The organism is Butyrivibrio sp. INlla14, assembly GCF_900102515.1.
GTDB lineage: Bacteria > Bacillota > Clostridia > Lachnospirales > Lachnospiraceae > Butyrivibrio.
Genome location: NZ_FMVS01000003.1, coordinates 15,296 through 42,169, shown reverse-complemented (window position 1 = coordinate 42,169; position 26,874 = coordinate 15,296). Strand labels below are relative to the sequence as shown.

General features: G+C 40.5%; 27 protein-coding genes and 1 tRNA gene. 20 read left to right on the top strand and 8 right to left on the bottom strand.

The features are described 5' to 3' along the window. Positions 1 to 20 precede the first annotated feature (20 nt). The 11 genes from BLO53_RS01525 (at position 21) to BLO53_RS01480 (ending at position 11,084) form a co-directional block, all read left to right on the top strand. A complete protein-coding gene (locus BLO53_RS01525; RefSeq protein WP_092058582.1) occupies positions 21 to 179 on the top strand; it encodes a DUF551 domain-containing protein in 159 nt (52 codons plus the stop codon). Positions 180 to 213: 34 nt separating this feature from the next. Beyond that, entirely contained in the window at positions 214 to 618 is a 405-nt protein-coding gene (gene tnpA / locus BLO53_RS01520; protein ID WP_092058580.1) for an IS200/IS605 family transposase, read from the top strand. Positions 619 to 983: 365 nt separating this feature from the next. Further along, positions 984 to 1,430 carry a GNAT family N-acetyltransferase gene (locus BLO53_RS01515; RefSeq protein WP_242875267.1) on the top strand — a complete coding sequence of 149 codons (447 nt, stop codon included), beginning with the start codon at positions 984 to 986 and terminating at the stop codon, positions 1,428 to 1,430. 755 nt (positions 1,431 to 2,185) lie between these two features. Continuing rightward, a complete protein-coding gene (locus BLO53_RS19545) occupies positions 2,186 to 2,437 on the top strand; it encodes a hypothetical protein (RefSeq protein WP_242875266.1) in 252 nt (83 codons plus the stop codon). Further along, on the top strand, positions 2,383 to 3,477 hold the full coding sequence (locus BLO53_RS01510) for a GNAT family N-acetyltransferase (protein WP_242875274.1): 1,095 nt from the start codon (positions 2,383 to 2,385) through the stop codon (positions 3,475 to 3,477). The genes BLO53_RS19545 and BLO53_RS01510 overlap by 55 nt, the downstream gene beginning before the upstream one ends. Before the next feature lie 100 nt (positions 3,478 to 3,577). Further along, on the top strand, positions 3,578 to 4,324 hold the full coding sequence (locus tag BLO53_RS01505; RefSeq protein ID WP_092058576.1) for an alpha/beta hydrolase family protein: 747 nt from the start codon (positions 3,578 to 3,580) through the stop codon (positions 4,322 to 4,324). 63 nt (positions 4,325 to 4,387) lie between these two features. Beyond that, positions 4,388 to 5,704 carry a tyrosine-protein phosphatase gene (locus BLO53_RS01500; protein WP_092058574.1) on the top strand — a complete coding sequence of 439 codons (1,317 nt, stop codon included), beginning with the start codon at positions 4,388 to 4,390 and terminating at the stop codon, positions 5,702 to 5,704. A 156-nt stretch (positions 5,705 to 5,860) separates the two neighbouring features. After that, entirely contained in the window at positions 5,861 to 6,571 is a 711-nt protein-coding gene (locus BLO53_RS01495; protein ID WP_092058572.1) for a response regulator transcription factor, read from the top strand. A 19-nt stretch (positions 6,572 to 6,590) separates the two neighbouring features. Beyond that, a complete protein-coding gene (locus BLO53_RS01490; protein ID WP_092058570.1) occupies positions 6,591 to 7,589 on the top strand; it encodes a sensor histidine kinase in 999 nt (332 codons plus the stop codon). A gap of 211 nt (positions 7,590 to 7,800) precedes the next feature. Continuing rightward, entirely contained in the window at positions 7,801 to 8,496 is a 696-nt protein-coding gene (locus BLO53_RS01485) for an ABC transporter ATP-binding protein (protein ID WP_026663387.1), read from the top strand. Beyond that, entirely contained in the window at positions 8,493 to 11,084 is a 2,592-nt protein-coding gene (locus BLO53_RS01480; protein ID WP_092058568.1) for an ABC transporter permease, read from the top strand. The genes BLO53_RS01485 and BLO53_RS01480 overlap by 4 nt, the downstream gene beginning before the upstream one ends. Position 11,085: 1 nt before the next feature. Here the strand turns inward: BLO53_RS01480 and BLO53_RS01475 are convergent, their stop codons facing one another. Beyond that, positions 11,086 to 12,819: an ABC transporter ATP-binding protein gene (locus BLO53_RS01475; protein WP_092058566.1), complete on the bottom strand. Its 1,734-nt coding sequence runs from the start codon at positions 12,817 to 12,819 to the stop codon at positions 11,086 to 11,088. 196 nt (positions 12,820 to 13,015) lie between these two features. On the opposite strand from BLO53_RS01475, the gene BLO53_RS01470 reads away from it, so the two are divergent. From BLO53_RS01470 to BLO53_RS19060, 3 genes are read left to right on the top strand one after another with little or no spacing between them, the layout of a single operon-like run. Further along, a complete protein-coding gene (locus BLO53_RS01470; RefSeq protein ID WP_092058564.1) occupies positions 13,016 to 13,555 on the top strand; it encodes a hypothetical protein in 540 nt (179 codons plus the stop codon). A gap of 10 nt (positions 13,556 to 13,565) precedes the next feature. Beyond that, the gene (locus BLO53_RS01465) at positions 13,566 to 13,802 is read left to right on the top strand and encodes a helix-turn-helix domain-containing protein (protein ID WP_092058563.1); all 237 of its coding nucleotides are present in this window, start codon (positions 13,566 to 13,568) and stop codon (positions 13,800 to 13,802) included. Then, complete coding sequence (locus BLO53_RS19060; protein WP_176757112.1) at positions 13,786 to 14,070, top strand: hypothetical protein; 285 nt, start codon at positions 13,786 to 13,788, stop codon at positions 14,068 to 14,070. The genes BLO53_RS01465 and BLO53_RS19060 overlap by 17 nt, the downstream gene beginning before the upstream one ends. Here BLO53_RS19060 and BLO53_RS01455 read toward each other — a convergent pair whose 3' ends face one another. From BLO53_RS01455 to BLO53_RS01440, 4 genes are all read right to left on the bottom strand, one after another. Next, the gene (locus BLO53_RS01455) at positions 14,071 to 14,862 is read right to left on the bottom strand and encodes an ABC transporter permease subunit (protein WP_092058561.1); all 792 of its coding nucleotides are present in this window, start codon (positions 14,860 to 14,862) and stop codon (positions 14,071 to 14,073) included. Positions 14,863 to 14,866: 4 nt separating this feature from the next. Beyond that, positions 14,867 to 15,562 (bottom strand): ABC transporter ATP-binding protein, encoded by a 696-nt coding sequence (locus BLO53_RS01450; protein WP_092058559.1) that lies wholly within the window; start codon positions 15,560 to 15,562, stop codon positions 14,867 to 14,869. A 104-nt stretch (positions 15,563 to 15,666) separates the two neighbouring features. Further along, on the bottom strand, positions 15,667 to 16,143 hold the full coding sequence (locus tag BLO53_RS01445; protein ID WP_092058557.1) for a DUF3021 family protein: 477 nt from the start codon (positions 16,141 to 16,143) through the stop codon (positions 15,667 to 15,669). 1 nt (position 16,144) lies between these two features. Next, on the bottom strand, positions 16,145 to 16,585 hold the full coding sequence (locus BLO53_RS01440) for a LytTR family DNA-binding domain-containing protein (protein WP_092058555.1): 441 nt from the start codon (positions 16,583 to 16,585) through the stop codon (positions 16,145 to 16,147). Positions 16,586 to 16,744: 159 nt separating this feature from the next. Here BLO53_RS01440 and BLO53_RS01435 point away from each other — a divergent pair, with 159 nt between their 5' ends. Next, a complete protein-coding gene (locus BLO53_RS01435; RefSeq protein WP_092058553.1) occupies positions 16,745 to 18,277 on the top strand; it encodes a Na+/H+ antiporter NhaC family protein in 1,533 nt (510 codons plus the stop codon). A 71-nt stretch (positions 18,278 to 18,348) separates the two neighbouring features. On the opposite strand, the gene BLO53_RS01430 is transcribed toward BLO53_RS01435, so the two are convergent. Further along, positions 18,349 to 18,421, bottom strand: a tRNA-Gly gene (locus BLO53_RS01430). Positions 18,422 to 18,518: 97 nt separating this feature from the next. Further along, the gene (locus BLO53_RS01425; RefSeq protein WP_176757111.1) at positions 18,519 to 19,652 is read right to left on the bottom strand and encodes a CapA family protein; all 1,134 of its coding nucleotides are present in this window, start codon (positions 19,650 to 19,652) and stop codon (positions 18,519 to 18,521) included. Between the two features lie 103 nt (positions 19,653 to 19,755). On the opposite strand from BLO53_RS01425, the gene BLO53_RS01420 reads away from it, so the two are divergent. The 4 genes from BLO53_RS01420 to BLO53_RS01405 all read left to right on the top strand — a co-directional run bounded on the left by BLO53_RS01420 (position 19,756) and on the right by BLO53_RS01405 (position 23,920). Continuing rightward, a complete protein-coding gene (locus BLO53_RS01420) occupies positions 19,756 to 21,051 on the top strand; it encodes a class I SAM-dependent rRNA methyltransferase (RefSeq protein ID WP_092058549.1) in 1,296 nt (431 codons plus the stop codon). Positions 21,052 to 21,146: 95 nt separating this feature from the next. Then, positions 21,147 to 22,220 (top strand): GGDEF domain-containing protein, encoded by a 1,074-nt coding sequence (locus BLO53_RS01415; protein WP_176757110.1) that lies wholly within the window; start codon positions 21,147 to 21,149, stop codon positions 22,218 to 22,220. A 104-nt stretch (positions 22,221 to 22,324) separates the two neighbouring features. Then, a complete protein-coding gene (locus BLO53_RS01410; protein ID WP_092058545.1) occupies positions 22,325 to 22,825 on the top strand; it encodes a GAF domain-containing protein in 501 nt (166 codons plus the stop codon). Positions 22,826 to 22,843: 18 nt separating this feature from the next. Beyond that, the gene (locus BLO53_RS01405; protein ID WP_092058543.1) at positions 22,844 to 23,920 is read left to right on the top strand and encodes a threonine aldolase family protein; all 1,077 of its coding nucleotides are present in this window, start codon (positions 22,844 to 22,846) and stop codon (positions 23,918 to 23,920) included. A 111-nt stretch (positions 23,921 to 24,031) separates the two neighbouring features. Here the strand turns inward: BLO53_RS01405 and BLO53_RS01400 are convergent, their stop codons facing one another. Continuing rightward, positions 24,032 to 25,606, bottom strand: coding sequence for a glycoside hydrolase family 28 protein (locus BLO53_RS01400; protein WP_092058541.1), 1,575 nt, complete (start codon positions 25,604 to 25,606; stop codon positions 24,032 to 24,034). 255 nt (positions 25,607 to 25,861) lie between these two features. Here BLO53_RS01400 and BLO53_RS01395 point away from each other — a divergent pair, with 255 nt between their 5' ends. Continuing rightward, complete coding sequence (locus BLO53_RS01395) at positions 25,862 to 26,551, top strand: MIP/aquaporin family protein (protein WP_092058539.1); 690 nt, start codon at positions 25,862 to 25,864, stop codon at positions 26,549 to 26,551. Positions 26,552 to 26,874: the final 323 nt, after the last annotated feature.

The window sequence follows — 26,874 nt, the reverse complement described above, 5'->3', positions numbered from 1 at the left end:
CATCTATAGGAGATTTTAGCATGGATAAATGGATTAAAGTATCAGATAAAATGCCAAATAGCGGAGAGTTGGTCTTGGCATATCATACCTATGATGACCCATTCCATAGTGGCCAACATATCATCATTTCCCGCTTTGAATATCAAGATTACTGGATGGATGGAACAATCACACACTAGATGCCGTATCCTGCGCCTCCAGAGAAATAACGGTATGGATAACAGATATAATCGTCAAAATAGACGTAAGTACAGTCTAAAAGTACATATAGTTCTCGTTACAAAGCATCGTAAGCAACTGCTAAGAGGTACTATTGCTGACGATGTGAAACAGAAAATATACGATATCTGCAATTCCAAAAGGTACGGCATTATTGCTATGGAAACTGATAAAGATCATATACATTTTCTTATAAGCTACGATACTACGGATAGAGTTTGCGACATTGTAAAACTTATTAAACAGCAGACCGCATACTATCTGTGGCAAAAATATCCAAGCTTTCTGTCTAAGCAATATTGGAAGAAGAGAATTTTTTGGTCTGACGGATACTTTGCTTGTAGCATAGGTGAAGTATCATCAGCCACCATACAGAAGTACATCGAAAGCCAAGGTTAATGGCTACGAATTTACAAGGCTCCTCCCACCGCCCAAGGGCAGTGGGTTTCCGCCCACAACAACCGAAAGGATTTTATTTATGAAAAAATAGTTTGTTTGCCCGTAAAGTAAGCATGAAACTATTTCGATAAGGTTTCATGCTTATAAGATATTTCTAAGCTTTCTAAACATCACCATTTTTGTAGTCTCCTCGTATGTTTTTAATAAGTACTTTTCCATAATACTTTGTAAACAGTGCGTTTGCAACGCATAATGCTCACATTACAATTAAATTGTGTGACTATGTGTGTATAGATTCATTTTGTCCATTTGCGTGACTATGATAAGATAATCCTTGTTGAAAAAGTATAGCAGGCAGGTGAATCATGAATTACAGAATGATGACAGAAAAAGATTTAGAATGTGTGGTTGAAAGGAACATTGAATACTATAACACTGTCGAAGACTGCTGCTGGACATTTGAAAAAGCATACAAAAGAATTCATCAGGTATTAACAATGGAAGACTCCATGTGTATGGTCCAGCTAGATGACAGTAACACCATAACAGGCTATTTAATGGGATATTTCAAGGAATTTGATGATATAAGAGGTTACTTTCTGGAAGAGATTGTAATATTTAAAGGCTTTCAAGGAAAAGGATATGGTACAGATTTTCTAAAGATACTGGAGCAGGAAGTCGTCAAAAGTGGAGCTTCTATCATAGAGTTGAACAGTGTTAATGATGAAATGCACAAGCATTTTTATTCAAAGCTTTCCTATTATGAAACTAAAAATTTCGTAATGATGGGAAAATTCTTGGAGGAGACTTGATAAACACAAAAACAACCGCATAAAATAACTCATATGTGGTACAAAATTTCTATGAAAGCTGATAAACAGGCGTTTGTCCTCAGATTTAGATAATCACGCCTATTTATTGACGAAAACTTACTTTAACCATATAATATTTTCAACAGAACCCGACACGCCTCTCATTATGATGCGGACCACGTCGGGTCATTTTTTTATAAGGAAGTACAACATAGCAGAGACATAAAAAACATCAGCAGGCGATTCCCAGCCATGAGCGGGAGCTTTAACATCAGGTGATTCCCCACCAATAAGTGGGAGCTATAACATCAATAGGCGGTTTTGCCGCCTATTATTTTTTTGAGTTTTTGATGGTTGATTCATTAATTAAAAAGAGGACCAGATTTCTCCGATCCTCTCAAGTATGTGTCCGCAAACACATACCCCAATTCGAACTCATAGTATACACCAAGATAATGCTTTATTCAATGGGTTAAAAAAGAGTATTGACACCCTTTTGTCTGTAAATTATACTAACAACTAATAATTTTCGGAAAACAAAGGAAAACCATGCAAAATATCAGACTCATCAATTCAACTACACCATCAAATAATCAGCCCGTGAATAATAATCAGGGGTTTATTGGTGTTATGTATGATGAGGAAAGCGGTAATGCATAGTTATGAAAATGCAGATCAGATAAGAGATTAAGCCTCATCAGACAGATAAATGTTTGATGAGGTTTTTTTATATTCAAAACCAGGAGGAGAAGATAATGGAACTAATTAGGGTGCAGGATTCAGACTACAGAAAGACTTACGAGCTTTATATGTCTTTTCCTGAAAACGAAAATGGCTATATGAACAATGTATATGGCTATGATTATGAGCAGTTTTTGGAATGGATTGAAAAAAGCGCAACTGGTCCCTGGGAAAAGAGTTGCCGGAGGGGTTTGTACCTGATACTACTTATGTGCTGGCTGATGGTGATACATATGTTGGAGTTTTCAATCTGCGCCATTGTTTGAATGATTTTCTAAGGGAAGGCCCCGGTCACATTGGCTATTGCATATCAAAAAAGTACAGGGGAAGAGGGTATGCCACAAAAGGGCTTGAGCTGACTTTGGAAAAAGCAAGACAGATGTGTATCCATGAAGTCTATATGTCTGTGAATAAGGATAATCCTGCGAGCCTGCGGGTGCAAATTAAAAATGGAGCTTATATCCACCATGAAAATGAGACACAGTATTTTACTAGGATAGATCAGATAACAGAGGGTGCTTCAAGAGAAGAAATTGTGACCAAATTCTATTCCCAGTATGAAGAAGATGGTCGCCTTGAAAGGTCAGTTCATGGAAGGCTGGAATATGCTACAACTATGAATTACATCCATAGATTTGTTGATAAAAATTCTAAGGTGCTTGAAATTGGTGCCGGTACAGGAAGATATTCCATAGCTCTTGCTAAGGAAGGAATGAACGTAACAGCAGTTGAGCTGGTTGAGAAGAATCTTGAGGTGCTAAGGGCTCGTAGTAAAGAACTTCCTAACCTTCATTCTATCCAGGGAGACGCCACAGATCTTAGAGCGCTGGCTAGCAATACCTTTGATGTCACTCTTGTTTTGGGCCCACTATATCATTTGTACGAATCAAATGAAGTGAACAGAGCAATAGATGAGGCCATTAGGGTAACAAAACCTGGTGGAGTTATTATGTTTGCGTTCATATCAGTTTACGCAATCATGTATTCTAATTACTTTTATGGAAACTGGGCTTTGGGACAGGAAGAAAATTTTACAAAAGATTATCAAATCAGACACTTTAAGGAACAGCTCTTTACAGGTTATGACATTACTGAGTTTGAGCAGCTCTTTAAAGAAAAAAATATTTCCTGGATAACCACAACGGGTGTAGACGGACTTTTGGAACCACTAGAACATAGAGTTGATTTTGAAGTTTCTGATGAAGATTTCAACAAGTTATTCGAGTGGTACCTGCAATTTTCTGAAAAGAGGGAACTCTTGGGCAACACAAACCATCTTCTATATATTTGCAAAAAAAGAAACTAAGGGACCGAGTCATAGGACCATTCCAGCAATAATAGAGTAGACCTGCTCTTATCTGAAGATATATGATAGAAGTCACTACCATACATGGAGGGAAAAGAGAATGTATATTGATTGTGACGGCATAAAATTAAATGCCTATCTAGATATGCCAAAGAATAATCCAGAGAAATGCCCATTGTGCATCATAATTCATGGTTTTACAGGACACAGTGAAGAAAGACATATTGTTGCGGTTCAGGAAACACTTAATGAAATCGGGGTAGCAACACTTCGCGCAGACATGTACGGACATGGAAAGAGCGACGGAAAGTTTGAGGATCACACGCTTTTTAAGTGGCTTACAAATATTCTTGCGGTAGTTGACTATGCCAAGAAGCTTGATTTTGTTACAGATATTTACATGGCAGGACACTCTCAGGGCGGACTCTCTGTAATGCTCGCTGCAGCAATGGAAAGAGATATTATCAAGGCGCTTATTCCATTATCACCGGCTGCGATGATCCCAGAAATTGCCAGAACCGGAGAACTTCTCGGAATTATATTTGATCCGGAGAATATTCCCGATGAACTTGACGCCTGGGATGGAAGAAAGCTTAAAGGCAATTACGTTAGGGTTGCTCAGACTATAAAGGTTGAGGATTTTGTGGATAAGTATACAAAACCAGTGCTTATAGTTCACGGCGATCAGGATGAAGCCGTTCCTTATGAGTCTTCCGTGATTTTTTCTAAGCAGTATAAGAACTGTAAATTGGTAACTATTCCCGGAGATACCCACTGCTACGATCACCATCTTGAACTTGTCACCGAAGCGGTAAAAGAATTTATGCTTGAGCAGATGACAAGGTAAGAAAATACAAAAGAACATCAGGTATGCACAGGAAAAAAACGTTTGTTGGAGGATACTGGGGACATGGCATCAAGCATAATACATCTTGCAGTTACAAATGAGCTGACAAAGAGACACAAATTTAAAGATATAAACAGACTTAAATTCGGCGCAATCCTCCCTGATGCAGGCGAAGGGAAAAAAGGTCACTTAAACAAGTATATCTGGGGACACAATAAAAAGGCCTATAATTTTGAGCTTTTCAGAGACATGTTCGGTGAACAGCTTAAATCAGATGACCTATATCTGGGTTACTATCTTCATTTGGTTCAGGACATATGCTACAGACATTTTGTCTATGACAAATATCACTGGAATCCAATGATTCCCGGAAATGTGGAAAAACTTCATAAGGACTACTCTATCATCAATAAATATGTTGCAGATAAATATCATCTGAAAAATGACCTATCCATTCCGGAAGCTTTTCAGGCGGAAAAGATAAATGACCTTTGTCACTTTGATGTGACCTGGCTTATGGAATCAATGGATGAATATTTTAAAGAGGTTCCGGATGAAGACATTTTCTTTTTTACCAGAGAAATGGCAGATGAATTTATTGAAGAATCGGTGGAATTATGTCTTAAAGAGCTTAAGGCCCTTGAGGAAGGATCTGGCATGATTGAAAGCTACGATAATGCCTGGGATAGCAGGGTGTACTCGCTATTGGAAACCACGATCAACACCAGAGACCTTGGCGGCTACAGGATTGATGGCACTGATACATACACAAGGTACGGGCGCATTATCAGAAGCGATGTAGTTCTAAAGCCCTCTGATACAGATGTGGAGTTTTTGAGAAAGTCAGGGATCACTACCGTCATAGATATGAGATCGGTAAAAGAAAAAGCTAGGAAGCCTCATGGACTGGCTAGTTTGGAAGGTTTTGACTATCATGACATTGCAATCGAAGAAGGCAGTGAAACTCCGGACAGCGTAGAGGCCATTCCGGAGAGCTACTACAAGATTGCCCATGCGTCCAATATAAGCGATGTCTTTAACACTATTGCTAATGCGCCGGTAAATGTAATATTCAATTGCTATGCAGGAAAAGACAGATCTGGCGTAATCTCAGCACTCCTTCTCTGGCTCTGCGGTGTACGCAAAAGCGATATTGTTTACGATTACATGAGAACCAAAGAAAACAGCAAAAAGCGCTTTGAGCTGATCCATAAAGAGCGCCCTGAACTTGATATGAACATAGTCATTCCAAGTGAGAACAACCTGGTCAGATTCATAGAGCTTATAGAAGAAAACCACGGAACTGTGCAGGAGTATTTCTCCTCAATTGGAATTGGCAGAGATATTCAGGAAAAGATAATTCGTAAAATGGAGCATTAGACATGGTAAGCAAAAAAGTTGTTGGGGATTTTTTTATCAGAAAAGTGGCGTTATTACTGAGTGCATCATTTGCTATAGAATGTGACAAAACTGTAATGTAAAAGCTTAGTGGTTGTAATATGATGATATTATCAACAAAGTTAAAGGAGTTAAGCGATGAGGCTGTTCTTGCTGGAAGATGATGATGCCATCGGAATGGGGCTTAAATATTCATTGGAAAAAGAGAATTATGAGGTGGTTCATGTCAGAACCAAGAATGAAGCTCTTGAAACATTTAGCGAAAAGAGCTATGACCTCTGCATTTTGGACATAAATCTTCCGGACGGAAATGGCTACGATGTCTGCAGATATATCAAGGCAAAAGAGGATGTGCCTGTAATTTTCTTAACTGCCAGCGACGCTGAAGTCAACGTAGTTATGGGGCTCGAGATGGGAGCTGATGACTATGTTTGTAAGCCTTTTAGGATAAATGAGCTCATGGCCAGGATAAAAACAGTACTGCGCAGAAGCGGACGCGGGAGAGATGCCAGTACTTCTGAGACAGAGGGCATCCTTGAAATCCAAAATGTCCGTATACACTTAAGTGAAGCCAAGGTTGGAATAGTTGATGAGACTATAGGGAAAGAAACAACAGCCGACCTTACAGCTCTTGAGTACAGGCTTCTTCTAGCTTTCTGTAATAACAGAGGAAACGTAATGTCCAGAAATCAGCTTCTTGAGGATATGTGGGATGTTAACGGAGACTTTGTAAATGATAACACCCTGACAGTCTATATTAAAAGACTACGAGATAAGATAGAAAAAGATCCTGCAAATCCTCAGATCATAAGAACTGTGCGTGGTCTTGGGTATATTGTGGATAAGTGAGTCGACGGGGAAGATAAATATGTTTAAAAACAGAGATTTAAGGATAATGATACTTTTGGCAGCTGCACTTACTGCAGTAGCTTCAGTATGCGGATATGCGCTATGTGGCATATCCGCATTTCTTCTATTGCTGCTACTTGGCGTGGCCATAACAAGCGGATTTATCTACATAACAAAAAGAAGATATGAAGACATTTATGCTCTTAATCTTTACCTTGAAAAGGTGCTTGCAGGTGGAGAAGCCCCCAATATCCTGGATCAGGAGGAAGGGGAGCTTTCCATATTAAAAACAAATATCTACAAAGCCACATCTACTTTGTGCCATCAAAAAGAACTTTTGTCAAAAGATAAAGTGGCTATGGCCAATGCCATTGCAGATATCAGCCACCAGCTGAAAACTCCACTTACATCAATGATAGTTATGAACGATCTTCTCATGACAGAAGAGGATAGTCAAAAGAGAAATGAATTCCTCAAAACACAGTCCAACCAGCTTGATAGGATGAACTGGCTCATACAGACTCTTTTAAAACTATCCAAGATTGATGCAGGGACTATCACTATGAATCCGGAAAAAGAAAATGCAGAAGAGCTGATAAGTGAAGTGATGAAGCCTTTTGAAATACAGATGGAACTTAAAAACATCACATATCACCATGACGCCAAAGATATGCTCGTAAAATGCGATAAAAACTGGACTATTGAAGCCCTTCAGAATATTGTGAAAAACTGTATTGAACACATAGATGAAGGTGGAAAACTTGTAATTACTACAAATGAAACCAACATTTATTCGGAAATTGTAATAGAAGATGACGGCTGTGGGATACCGGAAAATGAGCTGCCACATATTTTTGAAAGGTTCTATAAGGGCAGCAATGCGGGAAAAGATAGCGTAGGAATTGGACTAGCACTTTCAAAATCGATAATCACAAGTCAGCATGGGGATATCCATGTAGAGAGCAGGCAAGGAGAAGGAACGACGTTTCATGTAAGGTTCTATAAGACAATCCTGTGAAAGCGCAAATGTGAGCCTAAGATATTCTGAGAACAGAGTTATACATTATATGACAAAATTGTAATTAAATAGTCATCGGATAGTAAGGCTTGGACGATAATCTATTCTCATAACAGGATTGAACTACAAAGTGAATAATTCAATTGGAAAAATGATAATGGATAGAATCACTTGGTATAGTTCTTTTCTGCACTGAGAAAGGGGCATGAATATGAACATTTTAGAAATCAGAAATTTATGCAAAGTATATGGACAGGGGGAGACGAGAGTAGATGCTCTTAAAAACGTCTCTTTTGACGTAGAACAGGGAGAGTTTGTGGCAATCGTCGGTCCTTCCGGATCTGGTAAATCCACACTTCTTCATATACTGGGCGGAGTGGATGTGCCAACATCAGGAACCTGCAATATAGCTGGCACTGACATAGGTAAACTTGACGAGACAAAGCTTGCAATCTTTAGAAGGAGAAACATTGGGCTTATCTATCAGTTTTACAACCTGATACCAATTCTGAATGTGGAGGAGAACTTAACACTCCCCATCCTTCTTGATGGCAAAAAGCCGGATAAGGCACTTCTTAATGACCTTGTGGATAAGCTTGGATTAAAGAGTAGACTATCTCATCTTCCAAATCAGCTATCAGGTGGGCAGCAGCAAAGAGTGTCAATTGGCCGTGCCCTTATGAATCATCCGGCCCTCCTTCTTGCAGATGAGCCTACAGGTAACCTTGATTCTGAGAACAGTAAGGAGATCATCTCGCTTCTTCGTAAGTTCAACAAGGAAAACAACCAGACCGTAATCATCATTACTCATGATGAGAGGATAGCTCTTTCAGCTGACAGAGTGATTACAATTGAAGATGGTCAGATTACCAGGGATTCAGGGAAAGCCGGGGTGATCGCATCATGAATATCATATCGAAGTTAACACTAAGGCATCTTTTGGATAATAAGAAAAGATCTGTAGTAACAATTCTTGGTATAGCTACTTCAACTGCACTTATCAGTGCTATTCTTCTTGGCGTGTTTTCCTTCTTTAGCTTTTTTGGATACATTTCAGTTCAGACTTCAGGAGCTGCCCACGCTGCTTTTGAGAAGGCTTCAAAAGAGCAGTATGAGGCCCTTTTAGCAGATAATACGTTAAAGACGGTTGGCCTTAGAGAGGTTGAAGAAGAAAAGACAGGCGTAAGGCTGCTAACAGACGCGGAGGAAAGATTCAGAATCGGGAACATCGATCACGCTACCTTGGAAGATTATTCTATGAGGGTTGTTTCAGACTATGATGGCACACTGCCTTCAAACTCGTCAGAAATTGCTGTTGAAGAGCAGTTTTTAAAAGATAATGATCTTGATCTCAAGGTTGGAGATAAGCTCACATTTGAAGAAGGCTACAGATACATTGATAACGAGCTTGAAGGCTTCGGATATCTTGGAGGAAATTACAGATCCGACGAATTATTCAAGGCAAACTCTACAGATACCTGCACCATTACAGCTATTTTGCATGGAAACCGAGCAACTAAAGACTGGGATATCCTTCGGGGAATGGATAATAACTACTATCCAGAACGGGAGAAAGCAACAGTCTCTATAATGCTTAAAAAATGTGACAGCTCGTCAATCAAGCAGATAAAGACTTTGATTAAGAAATATGGAATCGAAAAGTACTCGATAAATACTGAATATTTGCTTAGTAGATTCGCCTTCGAAGGTAGCGCCGGCTCCTACAAAAGATTTTTTGTTCTGATGGGAATAGCACTGGCAATTGTAATTGCAACTTCAGTTATCCTTATCTTTAACTCTATAGGAATGTCCCTAACTGAGAGAATGAGATATCTTGGGATGCTGGCAAGCGTTGGTGCCACGGCCCGTCAAAAGAGATTTTCAATCTACTACGAAGGCTTTGTACTAGGCCTTATTGGTATACCTTTAGGACTTCTCTTTGGATATATAGGAACAAAGATAACGCTGGCTATACTGGGAAGAAGGATTCTTGAGGCAGATATCATTGTTGGAGCTGAAGGCATGCGTGGTACGATTCCAATAGTAGTCCAGGCTCCTGTGATTGCAACTATTATTATCTTTTCTGCCCTTACAATACTATTTTCTGTTTTGGTGCCGGGAATTAAGGCAGCCAGGATCATGCCTATAGATGCCCTCAGACAGAGCACAACCATCAAGGTTAAGGCAAGAAACCTTCGCGTCAATCCGCTTATCAGAAAGATATTTGGTTATGAGGGAGAGCTTGCTTACAAGAATATTAAGAGAAATGGAGTTAAAGGAAAGGTGATTACTATATCCATTGCGGTTTCTATAATTCTTTTCCTGACTCTTAATTTCTTTTGCAGATCAATAGCAAGAGCTAATAGCTACGATATTGATATTCCTTATCAGATCATAGCTTCCTGCTCACTTGATGAAAGTGACAGATTAAGAGAAGCAATCAGTGAAATGGCGGGAGTAAACGATGTCTATTGTTCTGGACTGATCCATTTCTCATTTAAAAAGGAGCAAGATGACCCATATACAACTCTTGCAAACACAGATATAGCAGATAGGAACTTTTTGACAGAGAGTTTTAGAGAAAAGACCGATGCCTTTGATCTGTATACTATAGCTGTAGAAATAGTTGATGATGAAGATTTTGACAAGATTCTGGATGAAAACGGGCTTTCAAGGGAGGACTATTATTCAGGGACACTTAGAGGAGTTCTCTTAAACAGTTACTTCCATGAGATAAATGATGAACCTGTATTTAATGAAGGCATCATAGGCCAGAGCCTTTATTATGATGAGGTAATGGGCTTCCCACCTGCAATTGAAGTGGCGGCACTGGTTCCTTATGCTGATGACAATAAAGTCTTTGACTATATACCAAAAGGGACAATGACAGTATTTGTTCCAAGGTCAGTTTATTATGAGAAGGCAAAAGAGGTACTTCCTGAGGATAAGCTAACACTTGATCTGGCAGTTGAGACTACAGATAATAAAGCAGTTTATTCAAAAATCTATCAGCGTCTGATGGAAGATGGTTATCACAACTATTATTGTACAGATCTTACGGATTCGCTGAAGATCATGGACACTATTACACTTATGCTCAACACAGCTATGTACGGCTTTTCCACATTGTTGACGCTTATAGCTATCGCAAATATTGTGAACACTATTTCTACAGGAGTCCTCTTAAGGAGAAAAGAGTTTGCAATGTATAAGTCTGTGGGCCTTGATAATAGAGGGTTTAAAAAAATGATATGGCTTGAGGTATTTCTTTATGGCTTTAAGGCCTTGCTCTGGGGACTTCCCATATCTCTTTTCCTAAGCTATATGATGTACCGCTCATTTGATTCTGCGCTGTATACCTTTAGTCCGAACCTTGCCTTTTATGGCGTGGTCATAATTGCAGTATTTGCAATATTGGGAATCAGCATGGGTCTTAGCATCCATAGGATCAAGGACGACAATATCATAGAGGCTCTGAAAGAAGACGCAGTCTAAGTTACAGCTGCACCTTCTGCATTTCGTAGTAGAAGCCCTTCTTATCAAGGAGCTCCTGATGGGTTCCCTGTTCAACAATACGTCCTTCATGTATTACCAGAATAAGGTCTGCGTTTATGATGGTGGAAAGTCTGTGGGCAATTGCGATAATTGTCCGCTTTCCAGCCATCTGACTGATTGCAGCCTGAATCTGTTTCTCGGTCTGAACATCTACAGAAGCAGTAGCTTCGTCCAGAATTATGATAGGAGAATTCCTGAGTATAGCTCTGGCAATAGCTACTCGCTGCTTCTGTCCCCCGGAGAGCCTGAGCCCTCTTTCTCCAACCTGAGTATCATAAAGCTTTGGCATATTTAGAATGTCGTCGTGAATATTGGCCGCCTTGGCAGCAGCTATTATTTCCTGCCTTGTGGCTTCAGGCCTTGCGTAGCCTATGTTCTCGGCAATTGTGCCGTTAAAAAGAAATGTATCCTGCAGAACTGGGGAGATGTTATGCCTAAGGCTTTCAAGAGTCACGTGCTTAATATCTTTTCCATCAATAAGAACACGGCCCTGCTGAGGGTCGTAGAATCTGGAAATCAGCTGGGTTGCTGTGGTCTTACCAACTCCTGTAGGTCCTACAAGGGCAACCATCATCCCTGGTTTGCAGGAAAAAGAAACATCTTTTAAAACAGGAACTTCGTTGCTGTAGTGAAAACTTACATTTTCAAAGGCAACAGCCCCCTTTACATCGGTGAGTTCTTCTGCGTCCTCTGAATCAGAGATAGCGGATGGAGTATCGAGAATAAGGGCAACTCTTTCTGCACCAGCAAGGGACTGCTGAAGATCCTCGATGAGTCTGGCGAGTCCTGATACTGGCTGGTAAAAGAGTGAGAGATAGAGCATAAAAGCTACGATATCTGCAACACCAAGCTGACCTCTGTAAGCAAGGTAACCACCGAAAAATACTACAAGGATAGTTCCGATAGATGAGAGAAACTCTACACTTGGATGGAAGATTCCGCTTGCTCTGAGGGCTCTTAGCATTGCTTTTACCTGATCAAAGCTCTTTGTCTTAATGCGCTGACTTTCATATTTTTCCTGGCCAAAGGCCTGTATTTCGTGAAGACCTGATAATGAATCCTGAAGCTGTGCATTAAGTTCGCCCATACTCTTTTGAGAAGCCCTGAAAAATGGCCTTACAACCTTGGCAAAAATAACTCCTGAAATAAGTATAAGTGGTATTGGGAAACAGGTGATAAGCGCAAGCTTCACGTTTACAGTAAGGAGAATCACAAGGACTCCAACAAAGGTCACGACATTAGTGATCATATCAGGGATCATGTGGGCATAGAGGAGCTCGAAGTCCCTTGTGTCATTGACAATCCTGCTCATAAGATCACCTGTCTGCTTATCATGGAAAAAGCCAAGATCCAGGCTTTGAAGCTTGTCATAGAGTCTGCTTCTAAGGTCGCCCACAAGATACCAGGCGGCTCTGTGAGCAAGATAATTACTAAGGAATCTAAAGAGAACTCTTAGAAGATAGAGAATGAGAAGAGTCAGGGCAAGTCCTTTTACCTGTGAAAGCGCGGCTTCATCTACACCTTTTCCTACGATTCCTACCATATTTGAGAGAACCTTGGGCGCAGTAAGATTCACTGCTGTCAGCCCAAATGTTGCCAGAATTGCAATTACATATAACCCCTTGTAGCGCGCTGCCTCTTTGGTCAGCTTCCACAATACTTTCCATACTCCCATACTTCCAGGCCCCTTCCTAATACGATGCTATTACTATTGAGTATTAATATAAATATATCGCATCTCCAAGCGCTTTACGAGGATTTTGTAATTTAACGTTTTTCATTAAAAAGTTGTTGACAAATATAAAATGACCTTTTACAATGAATTTAACGATAAACATTAAAAACAAAACGAAATTCGTAGGAGGCAAAAAATGAGAACATCAAAACTTAGAAACTTTACAGCAGTATTTGCCAAGGTTATGGAAGTTATAGCATGGGTTGGCACAGGAGCTATCGTATTATCCGGAATAGTTATTGTAGCGCTGAAAGATCAGGTTCTTAAGGCCTACACAGAGACAAACAATTTTCAATTAACAACTACAGGCATCAACCCTGGAACAATTGATGAGAATACCTTTTTACCAGCAGTGGCAGCACTTCTTATTTATGGCCTGGTGGTTGGAGTTCTTTTGGCTATTATGTTTAGAAATGTAAATCTTATCTTTAAGACAACTAATACAGCTTCTCCATTTGATGTTTCAAATGTTAGTCGCATCAAGAATATAGGCTTTATTGCACTGGCACTTCCAGTATGCAAGATAATAGCAAACATCGTTCTAGGATTTATCAGCAAGGATTTCACTATTGGCATAGAGGCTAGCGAATTTCTCTTTGGACTGATCATCCTCTGCCTTGCTCAGTATTTTGCATATGGTGCATCACTTGAAAAAGATGTAGAAGGATTGTTATAAGGAGATCGATATGGGAAAAATTGTTCTAGAACTAGATGTAATGATGGCCAGACGCCACATGTCACTTAATGACCTTTCAGAGAAGGTTGGAATTGCAAACGTAAACTTATCCAAGATAAAGAATAATAAGGTGAATGCCATAAGATTCAGCACACTTGCAGGAATTTGCGAATCATTAGATTGTGAGCCAGGAGACATATTAAAATACGACCCGAATGGAGATAGCAGCGATGATACAGACAGTTAATGAATTAATAGGTTCAGTAGTGCAGATACTTCTTTTTACTCTCATTCCATTTATCTGGTGGCTTATAACCGCCAGGAAAAAAGAAAATTTCTTTTCCTGGATCGGTCTTAAAAAGCCAGTAGGAGATAAGAAAAAAATATTACTATTCATGCTTGGTGCATTTGTAATATGCGAAGTAGTTGGAACAATCCTTAATCTCACCGTGTTGAGAACTGACTGGAATGTATCATCATTTATCTCAGTTATGGTGAGGACTCGTTGTTTTTAATCAGCTTGCAAGATCTCTTTTGCCAAAGATCACGTAGGCACAGATAGTGGCGCAAATAGATACGCAAACAGCCAATATCAGCCCAGAGGCAGAAACTTCAATTCCGGAAAAGATTTCTGAGGCGTTAGCATAGGAGTAGGGACCGATAAAGAGATAATCCTTAAGGTCAGGAACAACTCGCCCCATAAGGTCATAAACATAGAAGAAAAGGGTAATCCCAAGGCCCATACCCATCTTGCTCTTTCCGGAAAGTGCAGATATTGCAAAGCAGATGGCAGCAATTTCAATATTCATAAGGAGCTGTCTTAACATAAAGGTGACAAATTCGGAAGTTGGCAGCTCTTCACCAAGATACCAGAAGCCTGATACATAGAATATTGCGCAGATTATAGTAAAAAGAACTAGCATGATTGCCACGCAGATTCCCTTGGCGGTCAGGACTTTGGACCTTGAAACAGGCAAGGTAAACAGAAACTCTCCGGAGTGTTTATCCTCTTCCTTGGATATGATATCAGCTGCCAGAATTGCGGCATACATGCCACTTCCAAGTCCATGTACAGTGCCAACCTCTGTGGCAAAGTAGCCGGAAAGAGTTGCGATGCTGAGGGTACTCATTCCAAAGGCATCGGAGAAGGCACCCATATTGGAGAACATGTCTGCCATGTCCTTCATGTCACCTTCCATACTCTGATATAGGAGGATGCATATAAGGCCGATAGCTCCAACAGAAATTGACCATATCAGGAATGTTTTTAGATTAAGCTTTAGTTCTCTATATAATATATGTTTCATGTTCTTATTCCTCCACTCCATCTTCATAGAATTTCAGGAAGGTTTCATCATCTATATCAACGGAATCCAGCATGGTGAGCCTTCCTTCTCTCATTATGGCTGCGTGTCTGCAGTATTTATTTACCTCTGTCAGCACATGAGTAGATAAAAGGCAGGTAGCACCGTCGTCAACGTATTCATTTACAAGGTCAAAAAAGGTTTTCTGCATAAGAGGATCAAGGCCGCCTGTAGGTTCATCAAATATAAAAAGCTTTGGCCTGTGCTGCATTGCGCACACGATACTGACTTTTTTCCTATTGCCATAGGATAACTGCTTTATCTTTTTGTTCCAGTCTACTTTTAGCCTTTCGCAGAGCTTTTCGGCTTCTTGGGAGCAGTCGATTCCTCTTACATCTGCGGCGTATTTTATTACATCTTTGACCTTCATAGAATCGTAGAACCAGGCTTCTGATGGCATGTAGCCCACATTTTTAAGGATTTCTTCATGATCCTTTACGCTATCAAGGCCTAATATCTTTATACTTCCACTATTTATCTTTAGTAGTCCCAGCATTGATCTGATGGTGGTGGATTTTCCAGCTCCGTTAGGTCCTAGAAATCCGAAAATATCACCTTCTTTAATTTCCAGAGAAACGTTTATTACGCCACGGTTCTTGCCGTAACTCTTTGTGAGATTTTCAATCTCGACTATATTTGTCATAAAATTGTCTCCTTTATTTCGTTTGTCTATATCTTACATTTAGCACAAATAAAAAGCGGGAACAATAGATGTTCCCGCAAGATGCACATATTAACTGGTAAGATTCACTTTTTGTGTTCAGATTGAAAGATTCTGAGGTCTTCGTTTAATCTTTTGTCATCGATTTGTCTTTTGGACTTATAGATCAGAAAAACGCAGACATAAACAATCAGAATGTAAGCCGCAAAGAGGATAGTGGCAAGGAGGTTTCTATCAAACCATTTAAAGAGATAAGAAACGCCGCAGTATAGGGCAGTGCACAGAATAATGGCACCCCACTCTTTTTTGCCAAGGTGCTCTGCTTCGTCAAAGTTCCACAGGACGTATACCTGGAGATAGCCTATAAAATAACATGTAAAGATCAGTTCTGTCATATGCAGGATATCTGCTACGAAGATTCCGCCAATCATCCTGAAAACGCAGTAGTAGAACAGGAATGCAAAAAAGTAGAGGCAGGCCTTGAACTCGATGCCAATTTCTTTTGTAAGGTAGAGTTCCCACAATGTTACGCGGGATCCATTTTTTCTTTTACCATCCTTCATGTTATCGATCTCCTTTCAGTAGTCTTCTGAAATCCACAGCGTATCGCCGGGAGATCATGATATGTTCGCCGCCTTGCATAGTTGCGTCAATCCTGTTAGAAGACAGGCTCTTTAGCGCCACAACCTTGCCTATGTTGATGATCATTGACTTGCTGCATCTAAAAAAGCTTTCGTCGTCTATTTCATTCATAAAGGAATAAAGAGATCCGTCGATGCGGACAACCTTTTTGGAAGTGTAGGCAAATAGTTTGTCATCCACTGATTCCAGATAGAGCACGTCTTCAAGGTTAATGCAGACGCTTTCTGAATCTACTTTGCCCCAGAGCTTGCCAGATCCGCCTTCAAGAATGCCGATTATTTTATTTATGGTGGGATTTGGCTCTTTATATCTGATTGTTATGCTCTCATCCCCGTCAGTTATCTTTTGAATGTCAATATTCATGGCATTTTTCCTTCCATACTACTAACATACCACATTCCGCACTCAAATGCTCAGTCTACAGGTGTAATTATTTTGTTGCACAAAGAAAAACATTGACACAGGAAATATCAGAAGAAATAATATAGATAACTTTATCACTTTAACGTAAAGGAGATAGTTATGTTTGATATAACGTTTATTGATACCTACTGGTCATTGCTTCCTGCGCTGATAGCTATTGCGCTGGCACTGATAACCAAGGAGGTGTATTCTTCGTTGTTTATCGGTATCCTGGTCGGTGGTATGCTTTATTCCAACTTCAGTTTTACAGGGACTATTGAGCATGTATTTAAAGATGGTATGATTGCTCAGCTTTCAGATTCATGGAACGTTGGAATATTGATATTTCTGGTAGTTTTGGGAACCATGGTAATGCTCATGAATAGAGCGGGAGGATCTGCGGCCTTTGGAAAATGGGCAGTGGCCCATGTTAAGACCAAGGCTGGGGCGCAGGTTTCTACTATAATTCTTGGAATGCTTATCTTCATCGATGACTATTTTAACTGCCTCACGGTTGGCTCGGTAATGAGACCTGTTACTGATAAGCATAAGATTTCTCGTGAGAAACTGGCTTATCTTATAGATGCAACAGCAGCGCCTGTCTGTATAATTGCTCCAATTTCATCCTGGGCAGCAGCTGTTACAGGATTTGTGGATGGAGCTAATGGACTGACTCTTTTTGTAAGGGCGATTCCTTATAACTTCTACGCTTTACTAACTATAGTAATGATGTTTGGCCTTACTTTCATGAATTTTGATTATGGGGCTATGAAAAAGGCAGAAGAGCATTCTCAGGTAAAAGACTTTAAGAATGCATTTGGCGACAGCGAAGGCCTTTTGGGAGCTGTGGATCAGCCACATCCACCAACATCTGTAAAGGGAAGAGTAATTCACCTTATTTTCCCTATCGCTTCACTTATCGTATGCTGCGTTATTGGAATGATCTATACTGGTGGATTCTTTTCAGGCGAGAACTTTGTTGATGCCTTTTCAGGATCAGATGCCTCTGTTGGACTTGTATATGGCTCAGTTGCAGCACTTATACTGACAGTTATATTCTTTATGGCAACAAGAGTTCTTGGATTTATCGAGTGCATGAATTCAATTCCAGAAGGCTTTAAGAGTATGGTTCCAGCTATTTTGGTACTGACTCTGGCTTGGACTCTTAAGTCAATGACAGATTCTTTGGGCGCAGCAAATTACGTTGCTGGAATATTTGAAAACTTTGCAGATGGAAGTGCAGTAATGAGCTTTATCCCTGCTGTAGTATTCATAATCGGAGCTTTCCTTGCCTTTGCAACAGGAACTTCCTGGGGAACCTTTGGAATACTGATTCCGATTGTTGTAAACGTATTTGGTTCAAATATGGGGAACGAGCTGATGATCATTTCTATTTCAGCATGCATGGCCGGTGCTGTATGTGGTGACCATTGCTCACCTATTTCAGATACAACTATCATGGCCAGCGCCGGAGCTCAGTGCGATCATATTAAGCACGTATCTACGCAGCTTCCATATGCTATGACCGCAGCCGCTGTATCTTTTGCAGCATATATCATATCCGGATTTATCAGGAACTGGCTGATCTGCCTGCCACTTGGCATAGTGATCATGCTGGGAACTTTATTCGTGATCAAACAAAAAGCAAAGTGACTCCGTCCCCTAGTACCATTTCGGTCTTCACACAACAAAAAAAGGACAACCAATTGGATGTCCTTTTTTAGAGCGATAGACGGGGCTCGAACCCGCGGTCTCCACCTTGGCAAGGTGGCGCTTTACCAACTAAGCTACTATCGCGTTTCGTATGCTGTTGTCTGCGCGACAACAAAGTAATTATTACACTAGACCATGGGGTTTGTCAACGGTTTTTTATTGAATCTTTTAAATCTATGTTTTACCACTGACCAGCCCAAACCTTGTTACACAGATTAGTGCAGTATTCCAGGGAAAAGCTAGGATCCTGGGCAATGATCTGATTCTGAAGAGCCATATCAGAAGTGTACTTGCTAAGAGGGTAAACATGAATTCCCTGATGGCCTTTCTGAAGATGGCACACGACAGGAGTTATGCCATGGCTTTTAACCACAACCTCACCAGAAGAGTTTCTGCCAATAGTTATCTGAGCCATCCCTCCTACCATGCGGTTTGCAATGCCACTGCCGGAGCTTGAGGTCCAATTTACGAAATTACCAAGAGAGTAGTAAACAAGCATATCGCCGCCGCCGTGGTTGTTGGTAATTCCTGAAATGCCATCATCTAAAAACTCAATAGGTTCGATAACATGAGGGTGAGTTCCTATTACAAGGTCTGCGCCATACTGTCTGAATACTTCGGCCCATTTTTTCTGACTTGCATCAATACCCAGATTGTATTCTGTTCCCCAGTGGGGGCAAACGATAGTAAAATCAGCATTTTCTTCTGCGTATTGTAAATCGGCAATAACCTTACTTTTATCCAGCATATCGACTGCATGAGGCATGTCTTTTGGCGGATTTATGCCATTTGTGCCATAGGTGTAATTGAGGACTGCTATACGAATTCCTTTTGATTCCACAATATCTACACGTGCATAGTCACTTTCATCGCAATTAAGTCCCACAACAGTCATGCCTGGATGAGTGTTCTTCCAATAAGAGTAACAATTCTGAAGGCCATTTTTCCCCTTATCCAGAGAGTGATTGGTGGCGTGACATACAACATCAAACCCTGCATTTACAAGAGAATCACCAATTTCATAAGGCGCATTAAAAGAGGGATAACCAGATATTCCAAGCTCTACTCCACCAATTATAACTTCCTGATTAACGATAGAAATATCTGCGGCGCTGATAATATCCCTTGTATCCTGGAAAATATAGTCAAAATTATAATCGCCATTTTCGCTCACGGAAGCTTCTTCCACAGGCGTGTGCAGCAAAATATCGCCCACCATGACAATAGAGACATCTTCAGATGAGCCTTGCGCTGAAAAATTTGGATTAAAGAATAGCGAAGCGACAAGACTGATAAGAATAAGACTTTTTTCCATAGCTATTTCCTCTTTTACCATTATAATGTTATTATACAATCTTGTGCGAAATGGGCGCACAAAAATGACACAGTAGTTAACGAAATTTAGTTGGAGAAAAAACATGGGAAAAATAAAGACTGCAAACGCAGCAGCGATAATAAGAAAAAGAGAGGGCCGCGAGTTTAAGGCAGGCGGCGCCTGGATTTATGACAATGAAGTAGACAGAGTGGAAGGAAGCTTCGAAAACGGAGATATCATAGAGGTTCACGATTTTGATGGATATTTCCTGGGATATGGCTTTATCAATGAAAAGTCCAAGATCAGGATCCGTATGATGTCCAGGAAAAAAGAGAACCCAGTGGATGAAGCTTTATTGGAAAAAAGAATAAAAAGAGCCTGGGAATACAGAAAAGCTGTCATGGCCAGCTATATTGATGAATATCTTTTGGATGGAGATAAAGAGGCAGCTAAAGACAAAGAGAAATACGCAAAGGCGCTCAGCAAGCTTTCAACAAGGTTTATCTTTGGCGAAGCAGATTTTATTCCGGGAATTACGATTGATAAGTTCTCAGATGTGCTGGTAATAGAGTCACTGGCTCTTGGAACTGACCGTATGAAGGGCATTATCCTCGACATTTGCAAAAAAGTTCTTGCAGAAGATGGCGTAAATATCAGGGGAATCTATGAGAGAAGCGATGCCAAGGTGCGTGAACTAGAAGGGCTTGAGCGCACAAAGGGCTTTATAGGACAGGAGTTTGATACTAAGGTTCTCATAGAAGAAAATGGTGTCAAATACTATGTTGATGTTGAAAACGGCCAGAAGACAGGCTTTTTCCTTGACCAGAAGTTTAACAGACAGTCTATAAGAGGACTCTGTAAGGGTAAAAAAGTTCTCGACTGCTTTACCCACACTGGATCTTTTGCCCTCAATGCGGCAGCAGGCGGAGCCTCATCTGTTCTTGGAGTTGATGCATCAGATCTTGGCTGCAAACAGGCTGAGGAAAATGCAGCACTTAATGGACTTGAAAAAATCGCCTCATTTCAGTGCGCAGATGTGTTTGAGCTTCTTCCAGACCTTGAGAAGAAAGGTGAGAAGTTTGATGTTGTGATCCTTGACCCTCCAGCATTTACCAAGTCAAGGGCTTCTATAAAGAAGGCAGCTACTGGCTACAAGGAAATCAATATGCGTGGAATGAAGCTTGTTAAGGACGGTGGATATCTTGCAACCTGCTCATGTTCACACTTTATGGATGAAGAACTTTTCCTCAAGACCATAGCTGATGCAGCTAGAGATGCTCACAAGCGCCTTACACAGGTGGAGTTCAGACAGCAGGCAGCAGATCATCCAATCCTCTGGGGCGGAGCAGCATCTTATTATTTGAAGTTTGTTATCTTCCAGGTGACTGACGAAATATAATAATGTTTTTATTATTATTTCACATTTCTTAATTTGAACATTCTTATACCCGGAATTACAATTATGGTATGAAGAACGAGAGCAGACAACCTATTATGCGTGATAGGACATATAAACAGGTTGTTGGTGGCGATTACCTATCTGACAAGCAGTATTTCGTAGTTGCCACTGCTCTTTTAGTTGTGCATTTAATACTGGAGGCGTTTTACATATGGCTTGGCGCTACTCCCATGGTCATAATTAATATCTTCAGTATTTTGACGTATGTAGTCAGTATTTTTGTGCTCATAAGAAATAAAGTACTGTTATCCATATGGATAATGGTGTTTGAAGTATATCTTCATGCCCTATGCTGCTGCGTCGTTATTGGTATAACGTGCGGATATCAGCTTTGGCTCTATGGAACCTTGTCTTGTGTATTTCTGCCATTTTTTCTACCTGGTTTAAATGGATTTCAGAAAAAACAAATAGGCATTTTTAGTACTATCATTGTTGCATCTTTCATGATAATTACTGCTCTGGGAAGGAGAGGCCTTTTACCGACCAGGTATAATGCAACCTTTGAAGTAGCCAGTGCTTTGTATTATGTAAATGCATTTCTTGGCTTTAGTGCAATTATGTTTTATGCGGCTGCATATAACATCAGAATGTCAGAAAAGAACATGGAACTTCAGATGGCTGCGGAACATGACTTTTTGACAGGCATTTACAACAGGCAGAGAATGCAGAAAATATTAGATTCAGAGATCTTGCGGGCACAGGTGTTTTCAGATATGCACTTGATGGTTGCTATTGCAGATATAGATTATTTCAAAAAAATAAACGATACTTATGGCCATGTTGCAGGAGATGAAGCCCTAAAAGAACTTACAAACGTTTTTGCAAGGTATTTAGATGCAGGGCTTTTATATGGAAGATGGGGAGGCGAGGAATTCTTGCTGATAGCCCCAGAAGATATGTCATATGATGAGTTTGCCAAGTTGCTTGAGGATATAAGGCAGCAGGTAGAAGATAATGAGCTGTTAATAGAAAATGCTAAAATTAAATTTACAATTTCGATAGGTGCCGCTATTTACGAGAAAGGAGATACCTCCGAACAACTTGTAAATTTAGCTGATGACAGATTGTATAAGGCCAAGGAAACCGGAAGAAACAAAGTAGTTTACTGACAAAAATAGATTGTATACAAGATAAAAGAGTGTTAGAATCGTGGGTATGGAGTCATGGAGGACTTCATACCTTTTTTGGATTTTCTATAAAGGAGGAAATGAAAATGCCAGGAATGACAGATTACGATTTACTTACACAACAGCTGAAATCACTTTCGGAGGATGAGAACTTTTTCATGCCGGTTTTATCCAATGCATCTGCTCTTTTAGCTGAAAACTTGGAAGATATAAACTGGGCAGGTTTTTACCTGATAGATAAGGGCTCCCTTATGCTGGGACCATTTCAGGGAAAGGTTGCCTGTATCAGAATCCCTCTTGGTAAGGGAGTTTGCGGAACCGCAGCCAAGGAGGACAGAACACTTTTAGTAGAGGATGTTCATAAATTTGCTGGACATATAGCATGCGACAGTGCATCCAACTCAGAGATAGTTATTCCAATGCACTGTAATGGCAAGGTGATTGGTGTTCTTGATATTGATAGCCCTTCTTTTGACAGATTCAAGTTTGAGGATCAGATTGGGCTTGAGAAGTTTGTTAAGGTTATTGAGGAAAAAACTGATTTTTGCAGGTTCAACGGACTTAGAGAGGATCAGTTCAAAGAATAATTAAGGGGATAGACTAAAATGTCAGCAAAGATTTCTTTTTCCAGTGATTACACAAAGGGAGCCCATCCCAGAATCCTTGAGCGTTTAGTTGCAGATAACCTTGTTCAGAATCCGGGTTATGGCACGGATGATATCTGCAGATCTGCAGCAGATAAGATAAAAAAAGCCTGTGGATGCCAGGAGGGAGATGTGTTCTTTCTTGTTGGTGGCACTCAGACAAACCAGACAATCATTGATATGCTCCTAAAGCCCTATGAAGGCGTTATCGCGGCCCAGACTGGTCATATAGCAGCCCACGAAGCTGGCGCAATAGAATTTTCCGGACACAAGGTCCTGACAATACCTGGCCACATAGAAAGACAGGAGGATTCAGAGTTTGTTCTTCCTGAGAATGCTGGCAAGATCGATGCCAGGGAACTTAAGGGATTCATAGATACTTTCTATGGCGATGATAATCATGAGCACATGGTATTTCCAGGTGCTGTGTATATTTCTCATCCCACAGAATATGGAACTCTTTACACCAAGAAGGAACTTACCGAAATCTCTTCTGTCTGCAAGGAGTACAAGATTCCCTTATTCCTTGATGGGGCAAGGCTTGGCTACGGACTTATGAGCAAAAGAACAGACGTTACCCTTCAGGATATCGCAAGCCTTGTAGATGTGTTCTATATCGGTGGAACCAAGGTGGGAGCACTATTTGGAGAAGCAGTAGTATTCCCTAATGGAGTTACAACAGCCCATCCAATCCCAGTTATCAAGCAGCATGGCGCCCTTCTTGCCAAGGGATGGCTTTTAGGAGTGCAGTTTGACACCTTGTTTACAGATGATCTGTACTTTGAAATCAGCAGAAACGCTATAGAAATGGCAGAGCTGTTAAAAGAAATCCTCAGGGAAAAGAACTACAGATTCTTCCTTGATTCTCCAACAAACCAGCAGTTTGTTATTGTGGATAACGATAAGTTAAAGGAACTAGATGGACAGGTTGGTTATGGCTTCTGGGAGAAGTTTGACGACACCCATACTGTTATCAGATTTGCTACAGACTGGGCAACCACAAAAGAGGACATAGAAGCTCTAAAGAATTTCCTGTAAGAAATGCTTGTGATAAACAAGAACTATATCCTTTGAAAAAAAGAATTTGCTACCTGTATATTCGCGGGTAACAAATTCTTTTTTTATGATATGAATAATTCGATTTGTATTTCAAAGTTGTCTTGGAATAAGAGTCATATTCTCAAACTTTATATTTTCGCAATATTCAAGGCTTATATTATCAGGAGTAAAGTCGGAAACATCAGTGATCACACCTTCATAGGCCTTATTTCTTCCTGCTTTATCTTCCATAACAATATCCTTAAGCACAATATCTTTTACTTCATAACCTGGAACATCAAAGCCGCACAACAGAACTGACGGGCAGTCGTGCCATTCATTTTTGCCGGCATTATTATCAAGGTATCTTCCAAGGAGATGTATTCTCTCAAATTGGCAATCCCCAAGCTGAGGTGGAACCTTAGAGCCTTCGCCGTCGTCATTGTAACCTACAGAGTGCATCTGAATATGAGAAGCTGTGATATCGCGAACCAGAATATTTCGCACATAGCCGCCGCGCTTTTTTGTGGCCTTTATCTCTATTCCTGACCAGGTCGGTCCCATCTGGCAATCCCATAGACGAACATCCTCAACACCGCCTGACATCTCGCTTCCAATGCAAAGGCCATGGCCAAAGTGAGTTACACTGTCAAAAACTCTGATATGTTTGGTTGGTCTGTTTATAACATTGCCCTCAGGGTTCTTGCCGGATTTGATGGCAACGGAGTCATCTTCAGTATAGAAATCACAGGCATAAAGTGTTGAATTTGTGGATGAATCAGGATCCCAGCCATCTCCATTCCATATACCTTCGGACTTTATAGTGCAATGATCTGTAACAATCTGATCTGAGTAGATAAAGTGAATATTCCAGGAAGGAGCATAGCCAAGGGTAAGTCCGTGGATCCAGATGTTGCGGCAATTACTCATGTTGATGAGCCTTCCTCTAAAGCGGCTTGCGATAGTTTCTGGCTTCTCATAATCCTTTATCTTATCCCCAAGAGATGCGATATAGTCCTTGAGTCTTTCGCCTTCTATTCTTGCAATTGCCTTGGCAAGCGCAGCTCCGCCTCCATAGATAGTACCTTTTCCCCTGATAACGACATTTTCACAGGTAAAATCTGCGTTGTGGTCAAGTTCACCAAGATTTAAAAGACTTCTGTAGCACTCCATTTCATAGCCTTCAAAGCGGCTGTGTATCTTGGGAAGATAGTCAAAGGGCTCGTCTGTTCCCTGCAAAAGAGCTCCCTCATCCAGATAGATTTCTGTATCTGAGTGCACATTGAGAGCTCCTGTAAGATATGTTCCTGCAGGAAAACATACACAAGAATCCTTATCACAGGCATCAAGTGCATCCTGAATGGCGTTTGTGTTCATGTGCTCCCCATCGCCTATTGCAAAGAAAGGAGCCTTGGTTACATCAAGCATCTTTTTAACAGAGCCTGTGTGAACAGTGGTGATTCCAAGACTTTTTTCAGAGTCTTTTACTCTGATCTCAACAACATAGTCGGTGTCTGGGACCAGATTATCAAAAGAAATATGTGTCTTATTAACTTTAGATGTTACAAAACCATCAACTAATACTTCGTAGATAGTATCTGACGTTGCATCCAGGGGCATATCCCAGAAAACTTCAGCTTCTGTAGCTGTAGCTCTGTAGTCCAGCAGAAAATCGAAATCCTTCATTGTGTGTTCTCCTTCATCCTTTATAAAAGAGATAATAAAAGCATGTATCAAATTATATGATAAACAAATGATACCCTGTGCGCTGCGCCAGTTCTAGTAAATTTTGCTTAGAAATATAGCAATTTTATTCATGATGCAAATTCTTTTTTGGAATTGTCACATAATTATCGAAAAAGAGTAACAATTCCCATGGGAAATGATTATAATATAGTGTATAAAAAAATGGGCGGAGGCCTAAATTCTAGGAGGCGTGGTATGAAGAAATATGTAGCAGAATGTATTGGAACAGCAACACTTGTAGTACTGGGCTGCGGAACAGCGATGCTGGTTGGATGTGATGCGGCAAGCGGATCAGGATATCTTTTAACTGCTCTTGCATTTGGTCTGACAATCGTAGCTATGGCTTACTCAATCGGAAACATTTCAGGATGCCATATTAACCCTGCGGTTTCTCTTGGAGTTTTACTTAGCGGCGGTATGGAAGTCAGCGAATTTGTTGGCTATGTTGTATCACAGTGTATTGGCGCTTTTGCTGGTGCTGGAATCCTTGCACTTATTTTTGGACTTGGCGGCGTAGAAGACAAGACCGGCGGATTTGGATCAAATGGCCTTGCAGGTGTTAATGGAAATCCTATAGCCGGACTTATTGTTGAGATCGTACTTACATTTATTTTTGTAATAGCAATTTTAGGTGTTACATCCAAGAAGGCTGGACATGGCTCTTTTGGCGGACTTGTAATAGGTCTTACTCTTGTAGTAGTTCATATCCTCGGCATTGGTCTTACTGGAACATCTGTTAACCCGGCAAGAAGCTTTGGACCAGCACTTGTAGCAGCTTTTACTGGAAATACAGCTCCAATAGCAGCTCTTTGGGTATTTATCGTTGGACCACTTGTAGGAGCAGCTTTGGCAGCTTGCGTATACAAGGCTCTTGAGAAAAACTGATATTATTAGCTTGCACTTTTTTAATATACGTAGTATGATGTGTGCATTATAGATAAAAAGCTGTGACGAAGACAGTAGATAGCTTGTGAAAGCGTGCAGAGAGCTGGCGGTTGGTGCGAGTCAGTGCGAGTAGGAGCTTTTCGAAAATCACTTCTGAGCTGCAGAATCGAACAGATATTATTCGTAATACAGTAGATTTTTGCCGTATATCCTGGCGTTAACGGGAAGCGTATTCAACCGGATTTATTATTCGGCGCGTATGTGTAAACAGGTGGTATAACGAGACTAGATTAATCAGCCCTCGTCCTTTTTACAAAGGATGG